23 protein-coding genes are annotated in these 24859 nt (G+C 60.4%); 15 read left to right on the plus strand and 8 right to left on the minus strand.

What is annotated here, in order from left to right:
- Positions 1-268: 268 nt before the first annotated feature.
- Complete coding sequence (locus KGA89_RS24045; RefSeq protein ID WP_003204943.1) at positions 269-1486, minus strand: argininosuccinate synthase; 1218 nt, start codon at positions 1484-1486, stop codon at positions 269-271.
- 128 nt (positions 1487-1614) lie between these two features.
- A complete protein-coding gene (locus KGA89_RS24050; protein WP_003204944.1) occupies positions 1615-2592 on the minus strand; it encodes a flagellar protein MotY in 978 nt (325 codons plus the stop codon).
- Between the two features lie 190 nt (positions 2593-2782).
- On the opposite strand from KGA89_RS24050, the gene pyrC reads away from it, so the two are divergent.
- Together pyrC and rnt are read left to right on the plus strand one after the other, a co-directional pair.
- A complete protein-coding gene (gene pyrC / locus KGA89_RS24055; protein WP_223472702.1) occupies positions 2783-3829 on the plus strand; it encodes a dihydroorotase in 1047 nt (348 codons plus the stop codon).
- Positions 3826-4503, plus strand: a complete 678-nt coding sequence (rnt, locus tag KGA89_RS24060) for a ribonuclease T (RefSeq protein ID WP_003204947.1) — start codon at positions 3826-3828, stop codon at positions 4501-4503. The genes pyrC and rnt overlap by 4 nt, the downstream gene beginning before the upstream one ends.
- Positions 4504-4720: 217 nt before the next feature.
- On the opposite strand, the gene KGA89_RS24065 is transcribed toward rnt, so the two are convergent.
- A complete protein-coding gene (locus KGA89_RS24065) occupies positions 4721-5323 on the minus strand; it encodes a peroxiredoxin (RefSeq protein ID WP_003204949.1) in 603 nt (200 codons plus the stop codon).
- A gap of 313 nt (positions 5324-5636) precedes the next feature.
- Between KGA89_RS24065 and KGA89_RS24070 the strand changes: the two genes are divergently transcribed.
- Together KGA89_RS24070 and bfr are read left to right on the plus strand one after the other, a co-directional pair.
- Positions 5637-5855: a bacterioferritin-associated ferredoxin gene (locus KGA89_RS24070; RefSeq protein WP_003204952.1), complete on the plus strand. Its 219-nt coding sequence runs from the start codon at positions 5637-5639 to the stop codon at positions 5853-5855.
- Positions 5856-6063: 208 nt separating this feature from the next.
- The gene (bfr, locus tag KGA89_RS24075; RefSeq protein WP_003204954.1) at positions 6064-6537 is read left to right on the plus strand and encodes a bacterioferritin; all 474 of its coding nucleotides are present in this window, start codon (positions 6064-6066) and stop codon (positions 6535-6537) included.
- Positions 6538-6705: 168 nt separating this feature from the next.
- Here the strand turns inward: bfr and grxD are convergent, their stop codons facing one another.
- The 3 genes from grxD to KGA89_RS24090 all read right to left on the minus strand — a co-directional run bounded on the left by grxD (position 6706) and on the right by KGA89_RS24090 (position 9673).
- Positions 6706-7047 carry a Grx4 family monothiol glutaredoxin gene (gene grxD, locus KGA89_RS24080; protein ID WP_003204956.1) on the minus strand — a complete coding sequence of 114 codons (342 nt, stop codon included), beginning with the start codon at positions 7045-7047 and terminating at the stop codon, positions 6706-6708.
- Positions 7048-7136: 89 nt separating this feature from the next.
- Entirely contained in the window at positions 7137-9254 is a 2118-nt protein-coding gene (locus tag KGA89_RS24085; RefSeq protein ID WP_223472703.1) for a molybdopterin oxidoreductase family protein, read from the minus strand.
- A gap of 131 nt (positions 9255-9385) precedes the next feature.
- Positions 9386-9673, minus strand: coding sequence for a hypothetical protein (locus tag KGA89_RS24090; RefSeq protein WP_003204960.1), 288 nt, complete (start codon positions 9671-9673; stop codon positions 9386-9388).
- 403 nt (positions 9674-10076) lie between these two features.
- Here KGA89_RS24090 and argF point away from each other — a divergent pair, with 403 nt between their 5' ends.
- Together argF and KGA89_RS24100 are read left to right on the plus strand one after the other, a co-directional pair.
- Positions 10077-10997, plus strand: coding sequence for an ornithine carbamoyltransferase (argF, locus tag KGA89_RS24095; protein ID WP_003204963.1), 921 nt, complete (start codon positions 10077-10079; stop codon positions 10995-10997).
- Positions 10994-12103, plus strand: a complete 1110-nt coding sequence (locus KGA89_RS24100; protein WP_003204965.1) for an ABC transporter ATP-binding protein — start codon at positions 10994-10996, stop codon at positions 12101-12103. The genes argF and KGA89_RS24100 overlap by 4 nt, the downstream gene beginning before the upstream one ends.
- A 177-nt stretch (positions 12104-12280) precedes the next feature.
- Here the strand turns inward: KGA89_RS24100 and KGA89_RS24105 are convergent, their stop codons facing one another.
- Both KGA89_RS24105 and ybaK read right to left on the minus strand, forming a co-directional pair.
- Entirely contained in the window at positions 12281-13063 is a 783-nt protein-coding gene (locus KGA89_RS24105; RefSeq protein WP_027911865.1) for a PhzF family phenazine biosynthesis protein, read from the minus strand.
- A gap of 174 nt (positions 13064-13237) precedes the next feature.
- A complete protein-coding gene (gene ybaK / locus KGA89_RS24110; RefSeq protein ID WP_043042815.1) occupies positions 13238-13708 on the minus strand; it encodes a Cys-tRNA(Pro) deacylase in 471 nt (156 codons plus the stop codon).
- A 321-nt stretch (positions 13709-14029) separates the two neighbouring features.
- Here ybaK and KGA89_RS24115 point away from each other — a divergent pair, with 321 nt between their 5' ends.
- The 9 genes from KGA89_RS24115 (at position 14030) to KGA89_RS24155 (ending at position 24836) form a co-directional block, all read left to right on the plus strand.
- On the plus strand, positions 14030-14881 hold the full coding sequence (locus tag KGA89_RS24115) for an MIP/aquaporin family protein (RefSeq protein WP_003204970.1): 852 nt from the start codon (positions 14030-14032) through the stop codon (positions 14879-14881).
- A 76-nt stretch (positions 14882-14957) separates the two neighbouring features.
- Entirely contained in the window at positions 14958-16463 is a 1506-nt protein-coding gene (gene glpK / locus KGA89_RS24120; protein WP_223472704.1) for a glycerol kinase GlpK, read from the plus strand.
- 85 nt (positions 16464-16548) lie between these two features.
- Entirely contained in the window at positions 16549-17304 is a 756-nt protein-coding gene (locus tag KGA89_RS24125) for a DeoR/GlpR family transcriptional regulator (protein ID WP_003204973.1), read from the plus strand.
- A gap of 316 nt (positions 17305-17620) precedes the next feature.
- Positions 17621-19159: a glycerol-3-phosphate dehydrogenase gene (gene glpD, locus KGA89_RS24130; RefSeq protein ID WP_223472705.1), complete on the plus strand. Its 1539-nt coding sequence runs from the start codon at positions 17621-17623 to the stop codon at positions 19157-19159.
- 447 nt (positions 19160-19606) lie between these two features.
- Positions 19607-20521, plus strand: a complete 915-nt coding sequence (locus tag KGA89_RS24135; RefSeq protein ID WP_003204977.1) for a glutamate/aspartate ABC transporter substrate-binding protein — start codon at positions 19607-19609, stop codon at positions 20519-20521.
- A gap of 190 nt (positions 20522-20711) precedes the next feature.
- Positions 20712-21458: an amino acid ABC transporter permease gene (locus KGA89_RS24140; protein ID WP_003204979.1), complete on the plus strand. Its 747-nt coding sequence runs from the start codon at positions 20712-20714 to the stop codon at positions 21456-21458.
- Positions 21458-22129, plus strand: a complete 672-nt coding sequence (locus tag KGA89_RS24145) for an amino acid ABC transporter permease (protein ID WP_003204981.1) — start codon at positions 21458-21460, stop codon at positions 22127-22129. The genes KGA89_RS24140 and KGA89_RS24145 overlap by 1 nt, the downstream gene beginning before the upstream one ends.
- Positions 22126-22860, plus strand: a complete 735-nt coding sequence (locus KGA89_RS24150; RefSeq protein ID WP_003204983.1) for an amino acid ABC transporter ATP-binding protein — start codon at positions 22126-22128, stop codon at positions 22858-22860. Before KGA89_RS24145 ends, KGA89_RS24150 begins: the two co-directional genes overlap by 4 nt.
- Positions 22861-22931: 71 nt before the next feature.
- Complete coding sequence (locus KGA89_RS24155; RefSeq protein WP_223472706.1) at positions 22932-24836, plus strand: ATP-binding protein; 1905 nt, start codon at positions 22932-22934, stop codon at positions 24834-24836.
- Positions 24837-24859 lie beyond the last annotated feature (23 nt).

A 24859-nucleotide genomic window follows, 5' to 3' on the forward strand; every position in this document is an offset into this window, starting at 1 on the left:
GGCTGGTCATACGTCTTCATCGACGCAGGCACGAACCAGACAGCCTTTGTATCGTATGCAGCCAATCGAAACGCCCGATCGAACCCCGTCGATCAAGACATTTGAAGCAAGCCAGCATCGTCGTGTACGTCATCTACAGCAACGCAGGCCTGGCAACGCAAGGGCAGGATGAATGAGCGACCGAGGGCAGCGCCGCAGCAAGGGTCACACAAAAAAAGAGCAAAAAAAAACGGCCTGCTCATGGCAGGCCGCTTTCATGTCAACAGGGTCAGAACAACTTGCGACCCTTGTTCGCCGCGATGCGCATGCGCAGGGCGTTGAGCTTGATGAAGCCAGCCGCGTCAGCCTGGTTGTAGGCACCGCCGTCTTCTTCGAAGGTCGCGATGTTGGCATCGAACAGCGACTCGTCGGACTTGCGCCCGGTGACGATCACGTTGCCCTTGTACAGCTTCAGGCGGACCACGCCATTCACGTGAGCCTGGGAGGCGTCGATCATCTGTTGCAGCATCAGACGCTCCGGGCTCCACCAGTAGCCGGTGTAGATCAGGCTGGCGTACTTGGGCATCAACTCGTCTTTGAGGTGAGCCACTTCGCGGTCCAGGGTGATCGACTCGATCGCCCGGTGGGCGCGCAGCATGATGGTGCCGCCTGGGGTTTCGTAGCAACCGCGGGACTTCATGCCCACATAACGGTTTTCGACGATGTCCAGACGACCGATGCCGTGTTCGCCACCGATGCGGTTCAGGGTCGCCAGCACAGTGGCCGGGCTCATCTCAACGCCGTCCAGAGCGACGATATCGCCGTTGCGATAGGTCAGTTCCAGGTATTGCGGGGTATCAGGAGCCTTCTCCGGGGAGACGGTCCAGCGCCACATGTCTTCTTCGTGCTCGGTCCAGGTGTCTTCCAGCACGCCGCCTTCATAGGAGATGTGCAGCAGGTTGGCATCCATCGAGTACGGGGATTTCTTCTTGCCGTGGCGCTCGATCGGAATAGCGTGCTTCTCGGCGTAGTCCATCAGTTTTTCACGGGACAGCAAGTCCCATTCACGCCACGGGGCAATGACTTTCACGCCCGGCTTGAGGGCATAGGCACCCAGTTCGAAACGCACCTGGTCGTTGCCTTTGCCGGTGGCGCCATGGGAAATGGCATCGGCACCGGTTTCGTTGGCGATTTCGATCAGGCGCTTGGCGATCAACGGACGGGCGATGGAGGTACCCAGCAGGTACTCGCCTTCGTAAACGGTGTTGGCGCGGAACATCGGGAACACGAAGTCGCGGACGAACTCTTCGCGCAGGTCATCGATGTAGATCTCTTTGACGCCCATGGCCTGGGCCTTGGCGCGTGCAGGCTCGACTTCTTCGCCCTGCCCCAGGTCAGCGGTGAAGGTCACCACTTCGCAGTTATAAGTGTCCTGCAGCCACTTGAGGATCACCGAAGTGTCCAGGCCGCCGGAATACGCCAGAACGACCTTGTTTACGTCCGCCATGCCATCACTCCACGGGTTGTACGGAAAGCCGGGAAGTTTAACGTCCAGCGCGGATAATTTACAGGGGCGCGACAGCTTATGACGACGAAGCGACAGATTATGTCGAGCGTGCGACGGTCAAAATCGACTCAGGACGTCCGTGCCGTAGCCCCAGCGGGCGCCTTGGCCGGCGCTGCGGTTGGCGCCGGAGCCTTGGCAGGCGCGGCAGTGGGCGCGGGCTGCGCGGCGGGTGCCTGCGGTGCCGGCGCTTCGGTCGGCGCCACGCGCTCCAGGCGCACGACTACGCGACGGTTCTTGGCTCGGTTGGCGGCGTTGGTGTTGGGCACCAGGGGATAACGCTCGCCGTGGAAGCGCAGGGTAATCTGCGACTCCTGGAAGCCATTGGCCTTGAAGAAGTCCTGGACCGCCAGGGCCCGGCGGCGTGACAGCTCACGGTTGGTCAGGCGGTTGCCGCTGTTGTCGGAGTGGCCGTCAAGCTCGACATGATTGACGCTGGGGTCGGCCTTGATGAAGTCGAGCATCACCTGCAACTGCGCCTTGGCATGGGCATCGAGTTCGGCAGCTTCGCCGGGGAAGCCGATCTGTGTCTGTTTCACCTGCTCGAAATTCTTTGGCAACAGTTTTGCCACGCAGCCTTGATAGTCGTTGAAGGCCTTGCTGAAACGCACCGGCAGCAGACGGACTTCCGAGACTCGCCCGTCCTCGGTGTTGCGGCGCACCACGGGGCTGCGACCTTCCATCAGCCCACTGATCAAGCGGCCAGCCTGGACCTGGGAGCTGTTGAACAGTACGTCGCCGCTGCCGATGCTGACCGAGCCCAGGTTGATATCGCCCCGCCCCGGCTGCCACGGTGCGGCGGCCGCCAGCAAGGTTGCCGAACCGCCACCAAGCATCGGGTTATAGGTCTTGAGGCGAAACGTCGCCTGCTCGCCCGCCCGGCGCACGAATTCGCCACTGCCAAAATCAGTGATCGGCTGGCTCAGCCGGCACTCGAACTTGTCGCCTTCGACCGTCCACTCAATGCTCTCCAGACGGGTCTGGAAAGTGAGCGCCATGGCGGGAAGGCTGGCAAACACACTGAGCAAGGCTAGATAACGCTGGCGCACGGGAGGCTCCACTGACTTTTATACAAAGATCGACGCATGCTGGAGGCATGACGCCTGTCCGGCGCACTGCACGGATTCGTGGCACACCTGTAGGAGCTATCGGTAAGTTGCGGCAGAACTTGATAGCGGGTGCCTGAATCGGTCTTTTCCGGTAGCATTCCCACAGTTTGACCCGCCTGGAAGCCCCCCAATGTCCGACCGCCTGACCCTGCTGCGTCCCGACGACTGGCATATTCATCTTCGCGATGGTGCTGTGTTGACCCATACCGTCGCCGATGTCGCGCGCACCTTCGGGCGCGCAATCATCATGCCTAACCTGGTTCCGCCAGTGCGCAACGCCGCCGAGGCCGACGGCTATCGCCAGCGCATCCTCGCCGCACGCCCGGCTGGCAGCCGCTTCGAACCGTTGATGGTGCTTTACCTCACCGACCGCACCCAGCCCGAAGAGATCCGCGAGGCCAAGGCCAGCGGCTTCGTCCATGCCGCCAAGCTGTACCCGGCCGGTGCCACCACCAACTCCGACTCCGGCGTCACCAGCATCGACAAGATTTTCCCGGCGCTGGAGGCCATGGCCGAAGTCGGCATGCCCTTGTTGATCCATGGTGAAGTCACCCGGGGCGACGTCGACGTGTTCGACCGCGAGAAAATCTTCATCGACGAGCACATGCGCCGCGTCGTGGAGCGTTTCCCGACGCTCAAGGTGGTGTTCGAACACATCACCACCGGCGATGCCGTGCAGTTCGTCAACGAGGCACCGGCCAACGTCGGCGCGACCATTACCGCCCATCACCTGCTGTACAACCGCAACCACATGCTGGTGGGCGGGATCCGGCCGCACTTCTATTGCCTGCCGATCCTCAAGCGCAATACCCACCAGGAAGCCTTGCTGGACGCCGCCACCAGCGGCAGCGCCAAGTTTTTCCTTGGCACCGACTCGGCCCCCCACGCCCAGCACGCCAAGGAAGCGGCCTGCGGTTGCGCCGGCTGCTACACCGCCTATGCCGCCATCGAGATGTACGCCGAGGCGTTCGAACAGCGCAACGCGCTGGACAAACTCGAAGGTTTCGCCAGCCTGCATGGCCCGCGTTTCTATGGCCTGCCGGTGAACACCGATCGTATTATCCTGGTCCGCGATGAGTGGACCGCCCCCGCCAGCCTGCCTTTCGGCGACCTGGCTGTCATCCCGCTGCGCGCCGGTGAAAAACTGCGCTGGCGCCTGCTGGAGGAAAACGCGTGAGTGAAGATCATTTCGACGACGAACTGGACGGCAACGGTGGTTCGGGCGGCGCCCGTCACCCCATGGCTGCTCGGTTCCGTGGCTATCTGCCGGTTGTCGTCGACGTAGAAACCGGCGGTTTCAACTCCGCCACCGACGCCTTGCTGGAAATCGCGGCGACCACCATCGGCATGGACGAAAAAGGCTTTGTGTTCCCTGACCACACCTACTTCTTCCGTGTCGAACCGTTCGAAGGCGCCAACGTCGAAGCGGCGGCCCTGGAGTTCACCGGGATCAAGCTCGATCACCCGTTGCGCATGGCAGTCAGCGAAGAAACGGCCCTGACCGACATCTTCCGTGGCGTGCGCAAGGCGCTCAAGGCCAACGGTTGCAAGCGAGCGATCCTGGTCGGCCACAACAGCAGCTTCGACCTGGGCTTCCTCAACGCCGCCGTCGCGCGCCTGGACATGAAGCGCAACCCGTTCCACCCGTTCTCCAGCTTCGACACCGCGACCCTGGCTGGCCTGGCGTACGGCCAGACCGTCCTGGCCAAGGCGTGCCAGGCGGCTGACATCGATTTCGATGGCCGTGAAGCCCACTCGGCCCGCTACGACACCGAGAAGACCGCCGAGCTGTTCTGCGGCATCGTCAACCGGTGGAAAGAGATGGGTGGCTGGCAGGATTTCGACGACTAACCAGTAGAGCCATTGTGGCGGCCCTCCGTGGGAGCAAAGCTTGCTCGCGACACAGGCGACTCGGTTTCTGGAAGACCGCATCGCAGCCATCGCGGGCAAGCCTTGCTCCCACAGATAAATTCCCTCGCCATAAGGTCCTGTGTTTCAGCCGACAAGTTTGAAACGCCCATAAAAAAACCGGCCCATCATGGGCCGGTTTTTTTATGCCTCGGTGCGCTTACAGCTTGTCGCTGTGCTCGCCCAGGTAAGCGGCAACGCCTTCAGGCGAAGCGGTCATGCCCTTGTCGCCTTTTTTCCAGTTGGCCGGGCAAACTTCGCCGTGCTCTTCGTGGAATTGCAGCGCATCGACCAGACGGATCAGTTCTTCCATGTTACGGCCCAGTGGCAGGTCGTTGATGATCTGCGAACGGACAACGCCTTTGTCGTCGATCAGGAACGCGCCACGGAAGGCCACGCCGCCTTCGGACTCAACGTCATAGGCCTTGGCGATTTCGTGTTTCATGTCGGCAGCCATGGTGTATTTCACCTGACCGATACCGCCATTGTTGATCGGGGTGTTGCGCCAGGCGTTGTGGGTGAAGTGCGAGTCGATCGAAACAGCGACCACTTCGACGTTGCGCGCCTTGAAATCATCCATGCGGTGATCCAGTGCGATCAGCTCGGACGGGCAGACGAAGGTGAAGTCCAGTGGATAGAAGAACACCAGGCCGTATTTGCCTTTGATGGCCGAGGACAGGGTGAAGCTGTCGACGATTTCGCCGTTGCCGAGGACGGCTGGAACGGTGAAGTCTGGGGCTTGTTTGCCTACGAGTACGCTCATTGGGTATCTCCTGATGTAATAGCGTGAAAACATGGTCCGGGCCAGCCTGTCACCCTCAGGCGACAGCCCTGTGACACGAACCCGCTTGCAAGGGCCGACCATCATACACCGCGCATTTGGACTGTCTTCAACGGTTTTTCGGTGACATCGAAAAATCGCCGTCCGGTTTCATGCAGCCTCAATTGTCCTGGACAAACCGTTCGTCAGCCTGGCAACGCTCAGGCGCAAGACCTTGAGAAACCACTTTGACAATCATTCTCGTTAACATTAAGATCCGTCTCAATTGAGTCACAACCAGCGACGGTTCTCACTTATGTATGTATGCCTCTGCACTGGCGTCACCGACGGGCAAATCCGCGAAGCGATCTACGAAGGTTGCTGCAGCTATCGCGAAGTCCGCCAGACCACCGGCGTAGCCAGCCAATGCGGCAAATGTGCCTGCCTGGCCAAGGAAGTGGTTCGTGAAACCCTCGCCAAAGTGCAAACGGCACAGGCCTCGATCCCCTACCCGGTAGAATTTAGCGCCGCGTAACAGCACGTAATAAACAATTTTCAAGGAACCGGACCCAGTGTCCGGTTTTTTTATGCCTGCAAATCAATTGCTTAGCGTCCAGACGCGGAACACAAACATTCTTATTCCGATTAATTTTCATTTATTATTCAATAACTTAGGTTTGACACTCGTAAATGCGCGGCTCAAACTCTGCCTAATACACAGCTATTACAGGGCAGGCCTCATCATGAAAGGCGACATTACAGTCATCCAGCATCTCAACAAGATCCTTGCCAATGAGCTGGTCGCGATCAACCAATACTTCCTGCATGCACGCATGTACGAGGATTGGGGCCTGAACAAGCTGGGCAAGCACGAGTACCACGAATCGATCGACGAGATGAAGCACGCGGACAAGCTGATCAAGCGCATCCTGTTTCTCGAAGGCCTGCCGAACGTCCAGGACCTGGGCAAGCTGCACATCGGCGAACATACCCGGGAAATGCTTGAGTGCGACCTGCGTATCGAGCGCACCGGCCACACCGACCTGAAGGCCGCTATCGCCCACTGCGAAAGCGTTGGCGACTTCGGTAGCCGTGAACTGCTGGAAGACATCCTCGAATCCGAGGAAGAGCACATCGACTGGCTGGAAACCCAATTGGGCCTGATCGACAAAGTCGGTCTTGAGAACTACCTGCAATCGCAGATGGGTGAAGAGTAAGCTTCCCCGAAAGCAAGCCACTAAAAAGCCCCGCCCTCTTTCGAGAGGCGGGGCTTTTTATTACCTGGGTTTCCAGGCCCACCTAAATCCACTGTGGGAGCGAGCTTGCTCGCTCCCCACAAGGGTTCGTGTTCACCACAACCGGTGTAGTGAACAGAACCTCATGGATCAGGCTTCGGTCTTGTTCGCCGCCGCTTTTTCTACCGCTTCCTTGATCGTGGCCTGCAGAGAGCCGTCAGCAGCCATCTCGGTCATGATGTCGCTACCGCCGATCAGTTCACCACCCACCCACAGCTGTGGGAAGGTTGGCCAGTTGGCGTACTTGGGCAGGTTGGCGCGGATTTCCGGGTTCTGCAGGATGTCCACGTAGGCAAACTTCTCGCCACACGCCATCACAGCCTGAGCAGCCTTGGCCGAGAAACCGCACTGTGGCGCGTTCGGCGAGCCTTTCATGTAAAGCAGGATGGTGTTGTTGGCAATCTGGTCTTTAATCGTTTCGATGATATCCATGGAGCACCTCGGCTTAAAACTTTTGCGACTTAAGTTGTCGACACGGTGACGCATTGTAACGGAAAGCCGAACCTGCTCCAGAGACAATTTTACGCAGCCGCCACCTTCACCGGTACGCCGTTGAGTGCCGCGTTGCCGGACAACTCATCGAGCTGACAATCATCGGTCAGGTCGTTGGCGCTGGAGCCCGGTTGTCCGCTGGCGATGGTCATCTGCACGCCCGGCCGGGCATGGCCCCAGCCGTGGGGCAGGCTGACCACGCCTTTCATCATGTCCAGGCTGCCCAGCACCTCGACTTCGATGACGCCCACCCGCGAACTGACGGTCACCCGTTGCCCGTCGACCAGGCCACGACTGGCAAGGTCATCCGGGTGCATCAACAACTGATGACGCGGCTTGCCCTTCACCAGTCGATGAAAATTATGCATCCAGGAGTTATTGCTGCGCACATGGCGGCGGCCAATCATCAGCAATTCGTCCGGTTTTGGCGCCTGCAACGCAGCGAAGCGCGCAAGATCGGCGAGTATCACCGCTGGCGCAGCCTGCACCCGCTGGTTTTCGGTTTTCAGGCGTGCAGCCAGGTTGGGCTTGAGCGCACCGAGGTCGATGCCATGGGGATGATCGAACAGGGTCGTCAGGGACAGCTTGTGCGGCGAGGCGTCGCCATACGCCCCGCTACGCAGGCCGAAATCGATCATCTGCGCCGGCGGCATGGTCGGCTTGAGCTCCTTGCCGGTTCGGGTGGCAAAGGCCTTGGCCAAGCCGACGAAGATTTCCCAATCGTGCAGCGCACCCTCGGGCTTGGGCAGGATCGCCCGGTTGAAACGGGTCACGTTGCGCACCGCGAACAGGTTGAACGTGGTGTCGTAATGATCGTTCTCCAGGGCCGAGGTCGAGGGCAGGATCAGGTCGGCGTAACGCGTGGTTTCGTTGATGTACAAATCGAGGCTGACCATGAACTCCAGCCCGTCCAGGGCCTGCTCCAGTTGCCGCCCGTTGGGTGTGGACAGCACCGGGTTGCCGGCCACGGTGACCAGCGCACGAATCTGGCCTTCGCCTTCGGTGAGCATTTCCTCGGCCAGGGCCGACACCGGCAACTCCCCTGCGTACTCGGGACGCCCGGACACCCGGCTCTGCCAACGGTTGAAATGCCCGCCCGAGGTGGTAGCGACCAGGTCCACCGCTGGCTCGGTGCACAGCGCCCCGCCTACCCGATCAAGATTGCCGGTGACCAGGTTGATCAATTGAATCAGCCAATGGCACAGCGTGCCAAACGCCTGGGTCGAGACCCCCATCCGCCCGTAGCACACCGCTGACGGCGCGGCGGCGAAGTCGCGGGCCAATTGCCGGATCTGCGCTGCAGGCACCGCACAGAGCGGGCTCGTGGCTTCAGCTGTGAAAGTGGCGACGGCCTCGCGCACCTCGTCCAGGCCGTCCACCGGCAGGTGGCTGTCACGGGTCAGGCCTTCGCTGAACAATGTATTGAGCAAACCAAACAGCAGCGCAGCATCACCGCCGGGGCGTACAAAGACGTGCTGGTTGGCAATGGCCGCCGTCTCGCTGCGGCGCGGATCGACCACCACCACCTTGCCGCCACGGGCCTGGATCGCCTTGAGGCGCTTCTCCACGTCCGGCACGGTCATGATGCTGCCGTTGGACGCCAGCGGGTTGCCGCCCAGGATCAGCATGAAGTCGGTGTGGTCGATGTCCGGAATCGGCAGCAGCAGGCCGTGACCGTACATCAAGTAGCTGGTCAGGTGATGGGGCAGTTGGTCCACCGAAGTCGCCGAGAAACGGCTGCGGGTTTTCAACAGGCCCAGGAAATAGTTGCTGTGGGTCATCAGCCCATAGTTATGCACGCTGGGGTTGCCCTGGTAGACCGCCACCGCGTTCTGGCCATGGCGCGCCTGGATGTCCGCCAGGCGCTCGGCCACCAACGCGAAGGCGTCGTCCCAGGCAATCGGTTGCCATTCATTGCCAACGCGCTGCATGGGCTGGCGCAGCCGGTCTGGGTCGTTCTGGATATCTTGCAGCGCCACCGCCTTGGGGCAAATGTGACCGCGACTGAAGGTGTCCAGCGCATCGCCCTTGATCGAGGTGATCACCAGGCCCTGGCCGTCGGTTTCGGTGGTTTCGGTGGTTTCGAGGGTCAAGCCGCAGATGGCTTCACACAAGTGGCACGCACGGTGGTGGAGAGTCTTGGTCATGGCCAGTCTCTGTTTTATTCGTGGCGGGCGCTTTCGGCCGCGGGAACAAAACTATGGCGCGTGATTCCCGGCAGCGCCAGCGACGTTCGTCCTGTGAATTGCCGGGCATCAGGCCCACCGATGAGAGGGCGTCAAGGCTGGTCGGGAGGCGGTGCCAGCATCTGGATTTCTTCGACGGTTTCCACCTGCTCCTGGGCAATGGGCACACCCGTTAGCTCGCCAATCAGCCGCCAATGCTCGTCGAGGCCGCTGCTGATAGTGGCCATGCGATCGATCATCCGACGGCCCGCGGCCTTGGTCACCTCGTCATCGCTGCGCAGCAATTCGAATGACATGGAAGTCACCGAAGCCGTCAGGTGCGTCAGCGATCGTGCAGTCAGCCCCAGCAGTTCCATCAGTTGTTGCTCTTTCGAATCCATTTCGGGCTCCTGTGCCGCTGAGGCTCATTTATAACTCAGGCCTTTGCATTAGGAAATGTTTCACGACCACCACCAGACCGGCGAAAGGCTGGGGGGCCACGGCGCAAACCGCCCCTCATCCATCGCGCGCCCGCCGCGCTTGATTGCCAAGCCAAGCAACGCCAGTGTACAAATGGGTCGCTGCTGTCAGGAAACCGGCCACAAATATGCCATCGCATTCGCGTGATGGTCTCGCTGAAATCCCCAAAAACCGTAGCCCTATTGGTAAGACGCGACATTTAATTATAAGATCGCGCCTTCCCCTATTTCGTCGCCCCGTGCGGCTTTTGCCGCAGGTCTCGCCCGTTTTTTGAATAAACAAGGCTTTGAGCATCTGCGGTCAGTTACAAAAAGGTAGTCAATCATGAGCGCAAGGCACTTTCTCTCCCTGATGGATTTCACGCCCGATGAGTTGCTCGGCGTGATCCGTCGAGGCGTGGAGCTCAAGGACCTGCGTAACCGCGGCGTACTGTTCGAGCCCTTGAAAAACCGCGTGTTGGGGATGATCTTCGAGAAGTCATCGACCCGCACCCGCATCTCTTTCGAAGCCGGCATGATCCAGCTGGGCGGCCAGGCGATCTTCCTGTCGCCCCGCGACACCCAACTGGGCCGTGGCGAACCGGTCAGCGATTGCGCCATCGTCATGTCTAGCATGCTGGATGCAGTGATGATCCGTACCTTTGCCCACAGCACCCTGACCGAGTTCGCGGCCCATTCCCGCGTACCCGTCATCAATGGCCTGTCCGATGACCTGCACCCCTGCCAGTTGCTGGCCGACATGCAGACCTTCCTCGAGCATCGCGGCTCGATCCAGGGCAAGACCGTGGCCTGGATCGGCGATGGCAACAACATGTGCAACAGCTATATAGAAGCGGCGCTGCAATTCGACTTCCAGCTGCGCATTGCCTGCCCTGAAGGTTATGACCCCAATGCCGAACTGCTCGCCAAGGCCGGGGACCGGGTGACCATCGTGCGTGATCCGAAACAGGCCGTGGCCGGTGCGCACCTGGTGAGCACCGACGTCTGGACCTCCATGGGCCAGGAAGAAGAAACCGCCAAGCGCCTCAAGCTGTTCGCGCCGCTACAGGTCAACCGGGCCTTGCTCGACCTGGCGGATGCCGACGTGCTGTTCATGCACTGCCTGCCGGCCCACCGTGGCGAGGAGATCAGCTTCGACTTGCTGGACGACCCGCGCTCGGTGGCCTGGGACCAGGCAGAAAATCGACTTCACGCGCAAAAGGCACTGCTCGAGTTCCTTGTCGAGCCGGCGTATCACCACGCATGAGCCATTCGCTGCTGCTGAATTTGCATAACCTGGCCTGCGGCTACCAAAACCAGCGGGTCGTGCAGAACCTCAACCTGCACCTCAATGCCGGCGATATCGGTTGCCTGCTCGGTTCGTCCGGGTGCGGCAAGACCACGACGTTGCGCGCCATCGCCGGCTTCGAACCGGTGCACGAGGGTGAAATCCAATTGGCCGGGGAAACCATCTCCCGCGCCGGTTTCACCCTCGCCCCGGAAAAACGCCGTATCGGCATGGTGTTCCAGGACTATGCCCTGTTTCCCCACCTGAGCGTGGCCGAGAACATCGCCTTTGGCATTCGCAAGCATCCGGACAAGGATCGCGTCGTCGAAGAGTTGTTGGAACTGGTCAATCTGAAGCACCTGGGCAAGCGCTTTCCCCATGAGTTGTCCGGCGGCCAGCAACAACGCGTGGCCCTGGCCCGCGCGCTGGCACCAGAACCACAACTGCTATTGCTCGATGAGCCGTTCTCCAACCTCGATGGTGAGTTGCGACGCAAGCTCAGCCATGAAGTGCGCGATATTCTCAAGGCCCGCGGCACCAGCGCGATCCTGGTCACACACGATCAGGAAGAAGCCTTCGCCGTGAGTGACCATGTCGGGGTATTCAAGGAAGGTCGACTGGAACAGTGGGACACGCCCTACAACCTGTATCACGAACCTCTGACGCCATACGTCGCCAGCTTCATTGGCCAGGGCTACTTCATTCGCGGCCGGCTCGACAGCCCGGAATCGGTGCAAACCGAGTTGGGCACCCTGCGCGGTAACCGGGCCTACACCTGGCCCATCGGCGGTGCGGTGGATGTGTTGCTGCGCCCAGACGATATCGTCTATGCACCGGACAGCCCGCTCACCGCCAGCATTGTCGGCAAGACCTTCCTGGGCGCTTCAACCTTGTATCGCCTGCAATTGCCCACAGGCGCACAACTGGAATCGATCTTTCCCAGCCACGCCGACCATCAGCTCGGGGACAGTGTCGGCATCCGCGTGGCCGCTGAACACCTGGTGCTGTTCCAGGCCTCGGGCAGCACCGCGGCGCACATCCCGCCGGTGGACAGCGGTGTGCGGCGCTATAGCACCGCCAGCTGATAGCTCCCGCCCCACAAGGGAATTTGCAGCAGGCACAAATCAGCTGCCATCCATAAATCCTGTGGGAGCGAGCTTGCTCGCGATGGCATAGGCACATTCGGCATCGATGTACGCTGAACCACCGCTATCGCGAGCAAGCTCGCTCCCACAGTTGATCTCATTGGCTTGAGTGCAGAGTCAACCCAGCATCAACGTCCCGCTGGCCACCAACGTCGCATTCCCGCCGATCTTCACCCGCTCCCCCTCCAACCGGCAGAACAACGCCCCGCCCCGGGCCGAGCATTGGTAAGCCGTCAGCCCGTGCTTGCCCAAGCGCTTGGACCAATAGGGAATCAGGCTGCAGTGGGTCGAGCCGGTCACTGGGTCCTCGTTGATGCCAATCGCCGGGGCAAAATAGCGCGAGACAAAATCATGCTTGCTCCCCGGCGCGGTCACGATAGCGCCCGGCCAAGGCAGTTTTGCCAGGGCCGCCATGTCCGGCTTGCAATCGAGTACCGCTTGCTCCGATTCCAGCACCACGAACAGCTCGTTGGAACTCAGCACGTCCACCGCTTCGACACCCAAGGCACTCTGGACGGCCAAGGACGCGCCCAACTCCGCAGGCACGACAGCCGGAAAATCCAGCCACAACCGATCACCTTCGCGCGTAACGCTCAACGAACCGGACTTGCAGATGAAATCCAGTCGCTCGACCGTTTCGTGGTAGACCTCGAACAGTACATAAGCGCTGGCCAACGTAGCGTGCCCGCACAGCGGGACTTCGGTGGCGGGCGTGAACCAGCGGATATGCCAATGCTGGCCTTCACGCACCAGAAACGCGGTTTCAGCCTGGTTATGTTCGGCGGCGATCTTCTGCATCAAGTCATCGGCAAGCCAGCCGTCGAGTCTATAGACCATCGCCGGGTTACCGCCGAACGGCCGGTCACTGAACGCATCGACCTGATGAAACGCAAGCTGCATGGCACTTCTCCTTTTTTTGATGCGCCAGCATGCGGTGCAGCGGCACAGCTTAACCAGTGACAGATCAGTAGAATTTTCACCCTACAGCATGGGATGGAAGCTCTGACTCCTAGCTTAGCCTTTCACACCCTTGTGGCGAGGACGCTTGCTCCCGCTCGGCTGCGCAGCCGTTATTCAAGCACGTCCAATGTCAGCAAACGTCGCCCCGGTGTGCTCCTTCAAAACCGAAGGCGCCAACTCGACTTCCAAGCCGCGCCGTCCCGCACTGACAAACATACTGGCGAGCGGCTGTGCGGAATTGTCGATGAAAGTGCGCAAACGCTTCTTCTGCCCCAGCGGGCTGATCCCGCCGAGCAAATAACCGGTCGAACGCTGCGCAGCGGCTGGGTCGGCCATCTCGACCTTTTTCACCCCAGCGGCATGGGCCAGGCCTTTCAAGTCCAGGCTTCCGGCCACGGGCACCACCGCCACCAACAGTTCACCCTTTTCGCTGGCTGCCAACAACGTCTTGAACACCTGCGCCGGATCCAGGCCGAGCTTTTCCGCCGCTTCCAAACCGTAGGACGCGGCCTTGGGATCGTGTTCGTAACTGTGGATGCGATGTTCGGCGCACACTTTCTTAAGCAGATCCAACGCGGGTGTCATGACTGCTCCTGACAAGGAAATGAAAAAAGAGTGGCCGGATTCTAAGCCATCGCCAGCGAAAAGGCTTGGGACGGGGTCGCGAGTACGGTGACCCACCGTCAGTGGAAGAGTCATTCACGCCACGAATAGTTGAAATGTGACCGATAGTTCACTTTCGACCTTTGACATCAGCGTTTCTTGTCTATATTTTTTCGAAACTGAAAGTCATATCGCAGGTCTCAAGCAGCAACCCGAGATCAGGATGGGGATCCTGCCTCGGTGGAGATCGCGCAATCGAGCTTTATCGAAGGCGCAGCAAAACAACAAAAAACCGAGGTTTGAATGACAACTGCTTTACAACAGCCGTCCCTGTCCGGCCAATGCCTGGCTGAATTCCTGGGCACTGCCCTGCTGATTTTTTTCGGAACTGGTTGTGTCGCGGCGCTCAAGGTCGCGGGTGCCAGCTTCGGCTTGTGGGAAATCAGCCTCATCTGGGGCGTCGGCGTCAGCATGGCGATCTATCTGAGCGCGGGCATTTCCGGCGCCCATCTCAACCCCGCCGTCAGCATTGCCCTGTGTATTTTCACTGACTTCGAAAAGCGCAAACTGCCTTTCTATATGCTGTCCCAAGTGGCCGGTGCTTTCTGCGGCGCACTTCTGGTCTACACGCTGTACAGCAACCTATTCTTCGATTTCGAACAGTCCCGGCACATGATTCGGGGCACCGAAGCCAGCCTCGAACTGGCGTCGGTGTTTTCCACCTACCCGCACGCAGCGCTGTCCACCGGCCAGGCTTTCCTCGTGGAGGTGATCATTACGGCCATCCTGATGGGCGTGATCATGTCCCTGACCGATGACAACAATGGTTTACCCCGTGGCCCACTGGCACCACTGCTGATCGGCCTGCTGATTGCGGTGATCGGCAGCTCCATGGGGCCGCTGACAGGCTTTGCGATGAACCCGGCGCGGGACTTCGGTCCTAAACTGATGACTTTCTTCGCCGGCTGGGGTGAAATTTCCCTCACGGGCGGACGCGACATCCCGTACTTCCTGGTTCCGATTTTTGCCCCGATTGTGGGGGCGTGCCTGGGTGCTGCGGCCTATCGCGGCTTGATTGCCCGCCACCTGCCCAGCGCCATAACTGCTACAAAGGATGCAGAACCGGCCATTGACGGCAAGCCCAGAACATCCTGAAACAGTCGGCGCAGGCTCCTGCCATTCGAGCCTGCGCCGTGGCTTCTTCCCTAATTTACGTCCCAAGGCAATCGACATGACCGACATACAGAACAAGAACTACATCATTGCCCTCGACCAGGGTACGACCAGCTCGCGCGCGATCATCTTCGACCGTGACGCCAATGTGGTCTGCACCGCCCAGCGCGAATTCGCCCAGCATTACCCACAGGCCGGCTGGGTCGAACACGACCCGATGGAAATCTTCGCCACCCAGAGCGCGGTCATGGTCGAAGCCCTCGCCCAGGCTGGCCTGCACCATGACCAGGTGGCCGCCATCGGCATCACCAACCAGCGTGAAACCACCGTGGTCTGGGACAAGACCACTGGCCGGCCGATCTACAACGCCATCGTCTGGCAATGCCGCCGCAGTACCGAAATCTGCCAGCAGCTCAAGCGCGATGGCCACGAGCAATACATCAGCCAAACCACCGGCCTGGTCACCGACCCGTACTTTTCCGGCACCAAGCTCAAGTGGATCCTGGACAACGTCGAAGGCAGCCGCGAGCGTGCGCGCAACGGTGAACTGCTGTTCGGCACCGTCGACAGCTGGCTGATCTGGAAATTCACCGGCGGCAAGGTCCACGTCACCGACTACACCAACGCCTCGCGCACCATGCTCTTCAACATTCACTCGCTGGAATGGGACGCGAAGATGCTCGACATCCTCGACATCCCCCGCGAAATGCTCCCGCAAGTGAAATCGTCCTCGGAGATCTATGGCCGCACCAAGAGCGGCATCGCCATCGGCGGCATTGCCGGTGACCAGCAGGCGGCCCTTTTCGGCCAGATGTGCGTGGAGCCAGGCCAGGCGAAAAACACCTACGGCACCGGCTGCTTCCTGCTGCTGAACACCGGCAGCAAGGCCGTCAAATCCAATCACGGCATGCTCACCACCATCGCCTGCGGCCCGCGCGGCGAAGTCGCCTACGCCCTGGAAGGCGCGGTGTTCAATGGCGGCTCCACGGTCCAGTGGCTGCGCGATGAGCTGAAGATCATCAACGACGCACTGGATACCGAATACTTTGCCAACAAGGTCAAGGACAGCAACGGCGTGTACCTGGTGCCCGCCTTCACCGGCCTGGGCGCACCGTATTGGGACCCCTATGCCCGTGGCGCGCTGTTCGGCCTGACCCGCGGCGTACGCGTCGATCACATCATTCGCGCGGCGCTGGAGTCGATTGCCTACCAGACCCGCGACGTACTCGACGCCATGCAACAGGATTCGGGTGAACGCCTCAAGGCCCTGCGCGTCGACGGTGGCGCGGTGGCGAACAACTTCCTGATGCAGTTCCAGGCCGACATCCTGGGTACCCGGGTCGAACGCCCGAAAATGCGTGAAACCACCGCCCTGGGTGCTGCGTACCTGGCCGGCCTGGCGTGCGGCTTCTGGGGCAGCCTGGAAGAACTGCGCGGCAAAGCGGTGATCGAGCGCGAATTCGAACCGCAGCTGGACGAACAGGCGAAGGAAAAACTCTACGCCGGCTGGCAGAAGGCGGTCAGTCGCACCCGTGACTGGGAACCCCATGAAGACGCTGAATAAAGCCTGATAAGGTTCTGAAACTGGTCGGGAGTGGATTCCTGCGGCATCATGGGCAAATTTTGTACGGCAGCCCAAAGGAAGCCCCATGAATCTGCCTCCCCGCCAGCAGCAAATCCTCGAACTGGTCCGCGAACGCGGCTATGTCAGCATCGAGGAAATGGCGCAGCTATTCGTCGTCACCCCGCAAACCATTCGCCGCGATATCAATCAACTGGCGGAAGTGAACCTGCTGCGTCGCTACCACGGCGGCGCCGCCTACGATTCAAGCGTGGAAAACACCGCCTACGCCATGCGCGCCGATCAGATGCGCGACGAGAAGCAACGCATCGCCGAAGCCATCGCCGCCCAGATCCCCGATCATGCCTCGCTGTTCATCAACATCGGCACCACCACCGAATCCATTGCCCGGGCGCTGCTCAATCACAACCATCTGAAGGTCATTACCAATAACCTGCATGTGGCGTCGATCCTCAGCGCCAAGGACGACTTCGAAGTCCTGATCGCCGGCGGCAACGTACGACGTGACGGCGGCGTGGTAGGCCAGGCCAGCGTCGACTTCATCAACCAGTTCAAGGTCGACTTCGCCCTGGTGGGCATCAGCGGGATCGATGAAGACGGCAGCCTGCTGGACTTCGACTACCAGGAAGTGCGGGTCTCCCAAGCCATCATCGCCAACGCCCGGCAAGTGCTGCTGGCGGCGGACTCCAGCAAATTCGGGCGCAACGCCATGGTCCGCCTGGGGCCCATCAGCCTGATCGACTGCCTGGTGACCGACCAGCAACCGGTGCCGGCTTTGGCGCAATTGCTGAGCCAGCACAAGATTCGGCTGGAAGTGGTCTGACGATCTCCTCAATACCTTGTGGCAAGGCTGCTGCGGGAGCAGGGCTTGCCCGCGATGAAGGCAACACAGTTTCTACATAGAACGAGGCGTCTGTTCCGCGAGCAAGCTTTGCTCCCACAAACTCACTCGCCACAAAAGCGTGCCCAAGCACCTTCTCTCCTTCCTTCCATGTTCGAAAATTTTCCTTTCAGCTTCCCTTGATCAGTATTTTCAATCGAAGTTGACTGGCTGTTGCCGTCTTTATGGGCTAGTATTTTCGCAAATGAACATTTATGTTCGAATTCAAATATTGCGAAAAAGAGCCCGAGGCCAGCCGATGCCCACTTCTACCTTGCCTACGCCCCCTCTCGCCGAGGTTTACGACGTCGCCGTCATTGGTGGCGGTATCAACGGCGTGGGGATTGCCGCGGACGCTGCCGGTCGCGGTCTTTCGGTGTTCCTTTGCGAAAAGGACGACCTGGCCAGCCACACCTCGTCGGCCAGCAGCAAGCTGATCCACGGTGGCCTGCGCTACCTCGAACATTATGAATTCCGTCTGGTGCGCGAAGCGCTGGCCGAGCGCGAAGTGCTGCTGACCAAGGCCCCGCACATCGTCAAGCAAATGCGCTTCGTGCTGCCTCACCGCCCGCATCTGCGCCCGGCCTGGATGATCCGCGCCGGCCTGTTCCTCTACGATCACCTGGGCAAGCGTGAGCAGCTCGCCGGCTCGAAAAGCCTGAAGTTCGGTGCCGACAGTGCATTGAAAAGCGAGATCACCAAAGGTTTCGAATATTCCGACTGCTGGGTCGACGATGCGCGACTGGTAGTACTCAACGCCATGGCCGCCCGGGAAAAAGGCGCGCATATCCACACCCGCACGCGTTGCGTGAACGCCCGCCGCAGCAAGGGCCTGTGGCACTTGCACCTGGAACGTGCCGACGGCAGCCTGTTTTCGATCCGCGCCAAGGCACTGGTCAACGCCGCCGGCCCGTGGGTCGCCAAGTTCATTCGCGATGACCTGAAGCTGGAATCGCCCTACGGCATCCGCTTGATCCAGGGCAGCCACCTGATCGTGCCGAAACTCTACGAAGGCGAACATGCGCACATTCTGCAAAACGAAGACCAGCGCATCGTGTTCACCATTCCGTACCTGAACCAGTTCACCCTGATCGGCACGACTGACCGCGAATACACCGGTGACCCGGCCAAAGTGGCGATCACCGAGGGCGAAACCGATTACCTGTTGAAGGTGGTCAATGCCCACTTCAAGAAGCAGATCAGCCGCGACGATATCCTGCACAGCTATTCCGGTGTGCGTCCGCTGTGCAACGACGAATCCGACAACCCATCGGCCGTGACCCGCGACTACACCCTGGCGCTGTCGGGTGGCGGTGAAGAAGCCCCCTTGCTGTCGGTGTTCGGCGGCAAGCTGACCACCTACCGCAAACTGGCCGAATCGGCGATGGCGCAACTGGCCCCGTACTTCACCCAGATGCGTCCGAGCTGGACCGCCGTAGAGGCCCTCCCCGGCGGCGAAAACATGACCACCCCGCAGGCGCTGTGCTCGGCGATCCGCGACAAGTTCGACTGGCTGCCAACCGACATCGCCCGCCGCTGGGCCACCACCTATGGCAGCCGCACCTGGCGCATGCTCGAAGGCGTGCACAACCTGGGCGACCTGGGCGAGCACATCGGCGCCGGTCTCTATACCCGCGAAGTCGACTACCTGTGCAGCGACGAGTGGGCCGTCGATGCCCAGGACATCCTGTGGCGCCGCAGCAAGCTGGGCTTGTTCACCACCCCGCTCGAGCAGGAGAAACTGCAGCAGTACCTGGACAAGGTCGAACACAACCGCCGCAAGATCGAAGCGGCCTGAACGCTAGCCCGCTGAACCCAAGGCCCCTGAATCCTGCGATTCAGGGGCTTTTTGCATTCTGGAACACACCGCCGAACCCTGCGGGAGCTAGCTTGCTCGCGATGACACCTGCACATTCAACATCTATGTGGCTGGCACACCACATTCGCGAGCAAGCTCGCTCCCACAATGGATCGATGCAGCCTCAAGCCATTCGGTTTTCCGAACAGAACCCATCAGTCAGTTCGGCTAACCGGATGAAACAGGTCGCAAAAAACCTGAAACAAAACATTAATTACCTTTAAAAACAACATTTTAAACAGACGCAACTGGCCTGGCACGAGTCATGCTCTACACTCCTGGAGACGAATGCCTGTACGCCAACACAACAGGAGCTGCCAGGCACTTCGAAGTACTCAGGGCCGACAAACCGGCCGAAATAAAAAAAACAATGTCGAGGAAACATCGATGCGTATCGTTCCCCATCTCCTGGGCGCAGCCATTGCTGCCGCTCTGATCAGCACTCCGGTTTTCGCAGCCGAACTGACCGGCACACTGAAAAAGATCAAAGAGTCCGGCGTTGTCACGCTTGGCCATCGCGACGCTTCCATTCCGTTTTCCTACATCGCGGACGCTTCCGGCAAACCGGTTGGCTACTCCCACGATATCCAGATGAAAGTCGTCGAAGCGCTGAAAAAAGACCTGGACCTGCCCAACCTGCAGGTCAAATACAACCTGGTCACCTCGCAAACCCGTATCCCGCTGGTGCAGAACGGCACCGTGGACCTGGAATGCGGCTCCACCACCAACAACGTCGAGCGTCAGCAGCAGGTTGACTTCTCCGTTGGCATTTTCGAGATCGGCACCAAGCTGCTGTCCAAGAAAGACTCCAAGTACAAGGATTTCGACGACCTCAAGGGCAAGAACGTCGTGACCACCGCCGGCACCACGTCCGAGCGTATCCTCAAGGCGATGAACGCCGACAAGCAGATGGGCATGAACGTCATCTCCGCCAAGGACCACGGCGAATCCTTCCAGATGCTGGAATCGGGTCGTGCCGTCGCGTTCATGATGGACGACGCCCTGCTGGCTGGCGAAGCCGCCAAGGCCAAGAAAGCCGATGACTGGGCCGTGACCGGCACCCCGCAGTCCTACGAAATCTATGGCTGCATGATGCGCAAGGGCGACGAGCCGTTCAAAAAGGCTGTCGATGACGCCATCAAGGCCACCTACGCTTCGGGCGAGATCAACAAGATCTACGAAAAATGGTTCATGCAACCTATCCCGCCAAAAGGCCTGAACCTGAACTTCCCGATGAGCGACGAACTCAAGGCACTGATCGCCAAGCCGACCGATAAAGCGGCTGACGACAAGAAATCCTGATTTCTGACTAACCTTATCTCCTGAAGGGGCCCGGCCCTTTCAGGGGATGGTCACTCCCTGCTGGCAAATCTGGAAACACTCGAACCGGTGGCTGTCGAGCCGATCGCGTGTGCCTGGCCTTCAAGTCGGGCGGGAACGGAGTTTCCCCAGGCGGGCATTTGTACATCGAACGATCTGAGGGGAGACCCTAATGAATTACAACTGGGACTGGGGCGTGTTCTTCAAGTCCACCGGCGTGGGCAGCGAGACCTATCTCGACTGGTACGTGACCGGTTTGGGCTGGACCATCGCCATCGCCGTCGTAGCCTGGATCATCGCCCTGCTGCTGGGCTCGGTGCTAGGCGTCATGCGTACCGTGCCGAACCGGCTGGTGTCGGGCATCGCTACCTGCTACGTGGAACTCTTTCGTAATGTGCCGCTGCTGGTTCAGCTGTTCATCTGGTACTTCCTGGTGCCGGACCTGCTGCCCGCCGATATGCAGGAGTGGTACAAGCAGGACCTGAACCCGACCACCTCGGCCTACCTGAGCGTCGTGGTGTGCCTGGGCCTGTTCACCGCCGCCCGGGTTTGCGAACAGGTGCGCACCGGTATCCAGGCGCTGCCGCGCGGCCAGGAATCCGCCGCCCGCGCCATGGGCTTCAAGCTGCCACAGATCTACTGGAACGTGCTGCTGCCCCAGGCCTACCGGATCATCATTCCGCCGCTTACCTCGGAATTCCTCAACGTCTTCAAGAACTCCTCCGTGGCCTCGCTGATCGGCCTGATGGAGTTGCTCGCGCAGACCAAGCAGACCGCCGAGTTCTCCGCCAACCTGTTCGAAGCCTTCACCCTGGCCACGCTGATCTATTTCACCCTGAACATGAGCCTGATGCTGCTCATGCGCATGGTCGAGAAGAAAGTCGCGGTGCCCGGCCTGATCTCCGTGGGGGGTAAATAATGGAACTCGACTTCACTGGCATCATCCCGGCCATTCCCGGTTTGTGGAACGGCATGGTGATGACCCTCAAGCTGATGGCCTTGGGCGTGGTCGGCGGGATCATCCTCGGCACGATCCTGGCGCTGATGCGCTTGTCCCATAACAAGCTGGTCTCCAATCTCGCTGGCGCCTATGTCAACTATTTCCGCTCGATCCCGCTGCTGCTGGTGATCACCTGGTTCTACCTGGCGGTGCCGTTCGTGCTGCGCTGGATCACCGGCGAAGACACGCCGATCGGGGCATTCGGTTCTTGCATCGTGGCGTTCATGATGTTCGAAGCGGCGTACTTCTGCGAAATCGTCCGGGCCGGCGTGCAGTCGATTCCCAAGGGCCAGATGGGCGCCGCCCAGGCACTGGGCATGAATTACGGCCAGACCATGCGCCTGATCATCCTGCCCCAGGCGTTTCGCAAGATGACCCCGCTGCTGTTGCAACAAAGCATCATCCTGTTTCAGGACACCTCGCTGGTCTACACGGTCGGCCTGGTGGACTTCCTCAATGCTTCGCGGGCCAGTGGTGACATCATCGGCCGCTCCAATGAGTTCCTGATCATCGCAGGTCTCGTGTACTTCACCGTCAGCTTTGCCGCCTCGCAGCTGGTCAAGCGTCTGCAAAAAAGGTTCGCCGTATGATCTCTATCAAAAACATCAACAAGTGGTATGGGGACTTCCAGGTACTGACCAATTGCAGCACCGAGGTCAGCAAGGGTGAGGTGGTGGTGGTGTGCGGGCCGTCGGGTTCGGGCAAGTCCACGCTGATCAAGTGCGTGAACGCCCTGGAACCGTTCCAGAAAGGCGACATCGTGGTCGACGGCACGTCCATCGCCGACCCGAAGACCAATCTGCCGAAGCTGCGGTCGCGCGTGGGCATGGTGTTCCAGCATTTCGAACTGTTCCCGCACCTGACCATTACCGAAAACCTGACCATCGCGCAGATCAAGGTGCTGGGCCGCAGCAAGGAAGAAGCCACCAAGAAAGGCCTGCAACTGCTTGAGCGGGTCGGCCTCTCGGCCCACGCCCACAAGCACCCGGGCCAGCTCTCCGGCGGCCAGCAGCAACGTGTGGCGATTGCCCGTGCCCTGGCGATGGACCCGGTGGTGATGCTGTTCGACGAACCGACCTCGGCCCTTGACCCGGAAATGGTCAACGAAGTGCTCGACGTCATGGTGCAACTGGCCCACGAAGGCATGACCATGATGTGCGTGACCCACGAAATGGGCTTCGCCCGCAAAGTGGCGAACCGGGTGATCTTCATGGACCAGGGCCAGATCATCGAAGACTGCAAGAAAGAAGAGTTCTTCGGCGACATCAGCGCCCGCTCCGAACGCGCGCAGCATTTCCTTGAGAAAATCCTGCAGCACTAAACAACACCGCTCCCACAAGGGAGAAGTGTTGGCTTGTCGATTTGTGTTGTGGTTGACCCAAGGCTTCTGTGATGAAATGCGACCCCACCCTCTATCGCGCCGCGCCGCCATCACTCGCCGTGAAACCCCGCCTGATCCGCCATCTGTTCCTGCCGCCACTGGTCATCGCCCTGATGATCGGCCTGGGTTACCTCGGCTTCTGGATCAGCGAGCACTATGGCGTACGTGGCCTCGCCGAGAATGGCGAACGCCAGTTGGAGCTGCACGCCCGTGCGGTCGAGAGCGAGATCAGCAAGTACACGTACCTGCCCAGCCTGCTGGAGCTTGAGTCGAGTGTCTCGCAACTGCTCGACGACCCGACGCCCGAGCACCGCAGGACCGTCAATGAATACCTCGAAGGCCTGAACCGCCGCAGCCGCAGCCGGGCCATCTACGTGATGGACACCACCGGCCGGGTGATGGCCACCAGCAACTGGCGCGATGTCGACAGTTACCTGGGCGAAGACCTGTCCTTCCGTGCCTATTTCCAGAACGCCGTGCGCGGCCAGCCGGGGCGCTTCTACGGCATCGGCAGCACCAACGGCGAACCCGGCTACTACCTGGCCCATGGTCTGGAGCAACAAGGCAAGATCATCGGCGTGGCCGTGGTCAAGGTGCGCCTCGAAGCCCTGGAGGAACGCTGGCAGCGAGCGCGGCTGGAGGCGTTCGTCAGTGACGAGAACGGCATCATCATCCTGTCCAGCGACCCGGCGCGGCGGCTCAAGTCGGTTCGCCCCCTGAGCGACGACACCAAGGAACACCTGGCCCGCAGCCTGCAGTACTACTGGTTCCCGCTCAATGAACTGGTGCCCCTGGCCCGGGAACGCCTGGCCGAAGGCATGGAGAAACTGACGTTCCCGGCCAACAGCGAACTGGTGTCCGACGAGCGCGCCATCAGCTACTTGTCGCAGACCCGGCCCTTGAGCGATACACCGTGGAATTTCACCCTGCTGACCCCACTTGAAGACCTGCGACGCCAGGCGATCAACCAAGGCATCCTGGTGGCCGTGGCCTTCGCCCTGGTGGCGTTCCTGTTGATCGCCTGGAACGAACGGCGCAAGGTCATCGCCACCCGTCTCGCGGCCCGGGAAGCCTTGCAGCAAGCCAACAACCAGCTCGAGCGTCGGATTACCGAACGCACCACCGACCTGCGCGCCAGCAACGAACGACTCAAGGGCCAGATCCGCGAGCGGCGGCAGGCCGAAGAGACCTTGCGCCGGGCCCAGGACGAATTGGTCCAGGCCGGTAAACTGGCAGCCATCGGCCAGATGTCCACCAGCATCGCCCACGAACTCAACCAGCCGCTGGCGGCACTGCGCACCTTGTCCGGTAATACCGTGCGCTTCCTGGAACGCGGCCAGCTGGACATCGCCAGCGCCAACCTCAAGACCATCAACGATTTGATCGACCGCATGGGCCGGATCACCGCCAGCCTGCGCTCCTTTGCCCGCCGTGGGGACGACCAGGGCCAGGCCAGCCTCGGCAAAGGCGTCGAGGCTGCGCTGCAACTGCTGGGCGCCCGCCTTGAAAGCTTGAACATCCAGATTCATTCCAGCTTCGACGACGTCCAGTTGCACATTGACCAGACGCGCCTGGAGCAGATCCTGGTGAACCTGATCGGCAATGCCCTGGACGCCATGCAGACGCAACCCGAACCGCAGCTGTGGCTCGAAGGCCAGGCCGGCGACGGCAAATATCGCCTGCGCGTGCGGGATAACGGCCACGGCATTGACCCGCAAGCACGCAAGCATCTGTTCGAACCCTTCTTCACCACCAAACCCGGCGAACAAGGTCTGGGCCTGGGCCTGACGCTTTCCGCCAGCCTGGCCGCCGCCACGGGTGGATACCTGGGTGTCGAGCATCCGGTCGAAGGCAGTGGAACCACGTTTGTCCTCAGTTTACCGTTGGTAAGCCTTTTACCTGCCGAGCCGCTATGAACAACGACCTGAGCGTACTGATC

The organism is Pseudomonas sp. A-RE-22 (assembly GCF_019956035.1).
Classification (GTDB): domain Bacteria; phylum Pseudomonadota; class Gammaproteobacteria; order Pseudomonadales; family Pseudomonadaceae; genus Aquipseudomonas; species Aquipseudomonas brassicacearum.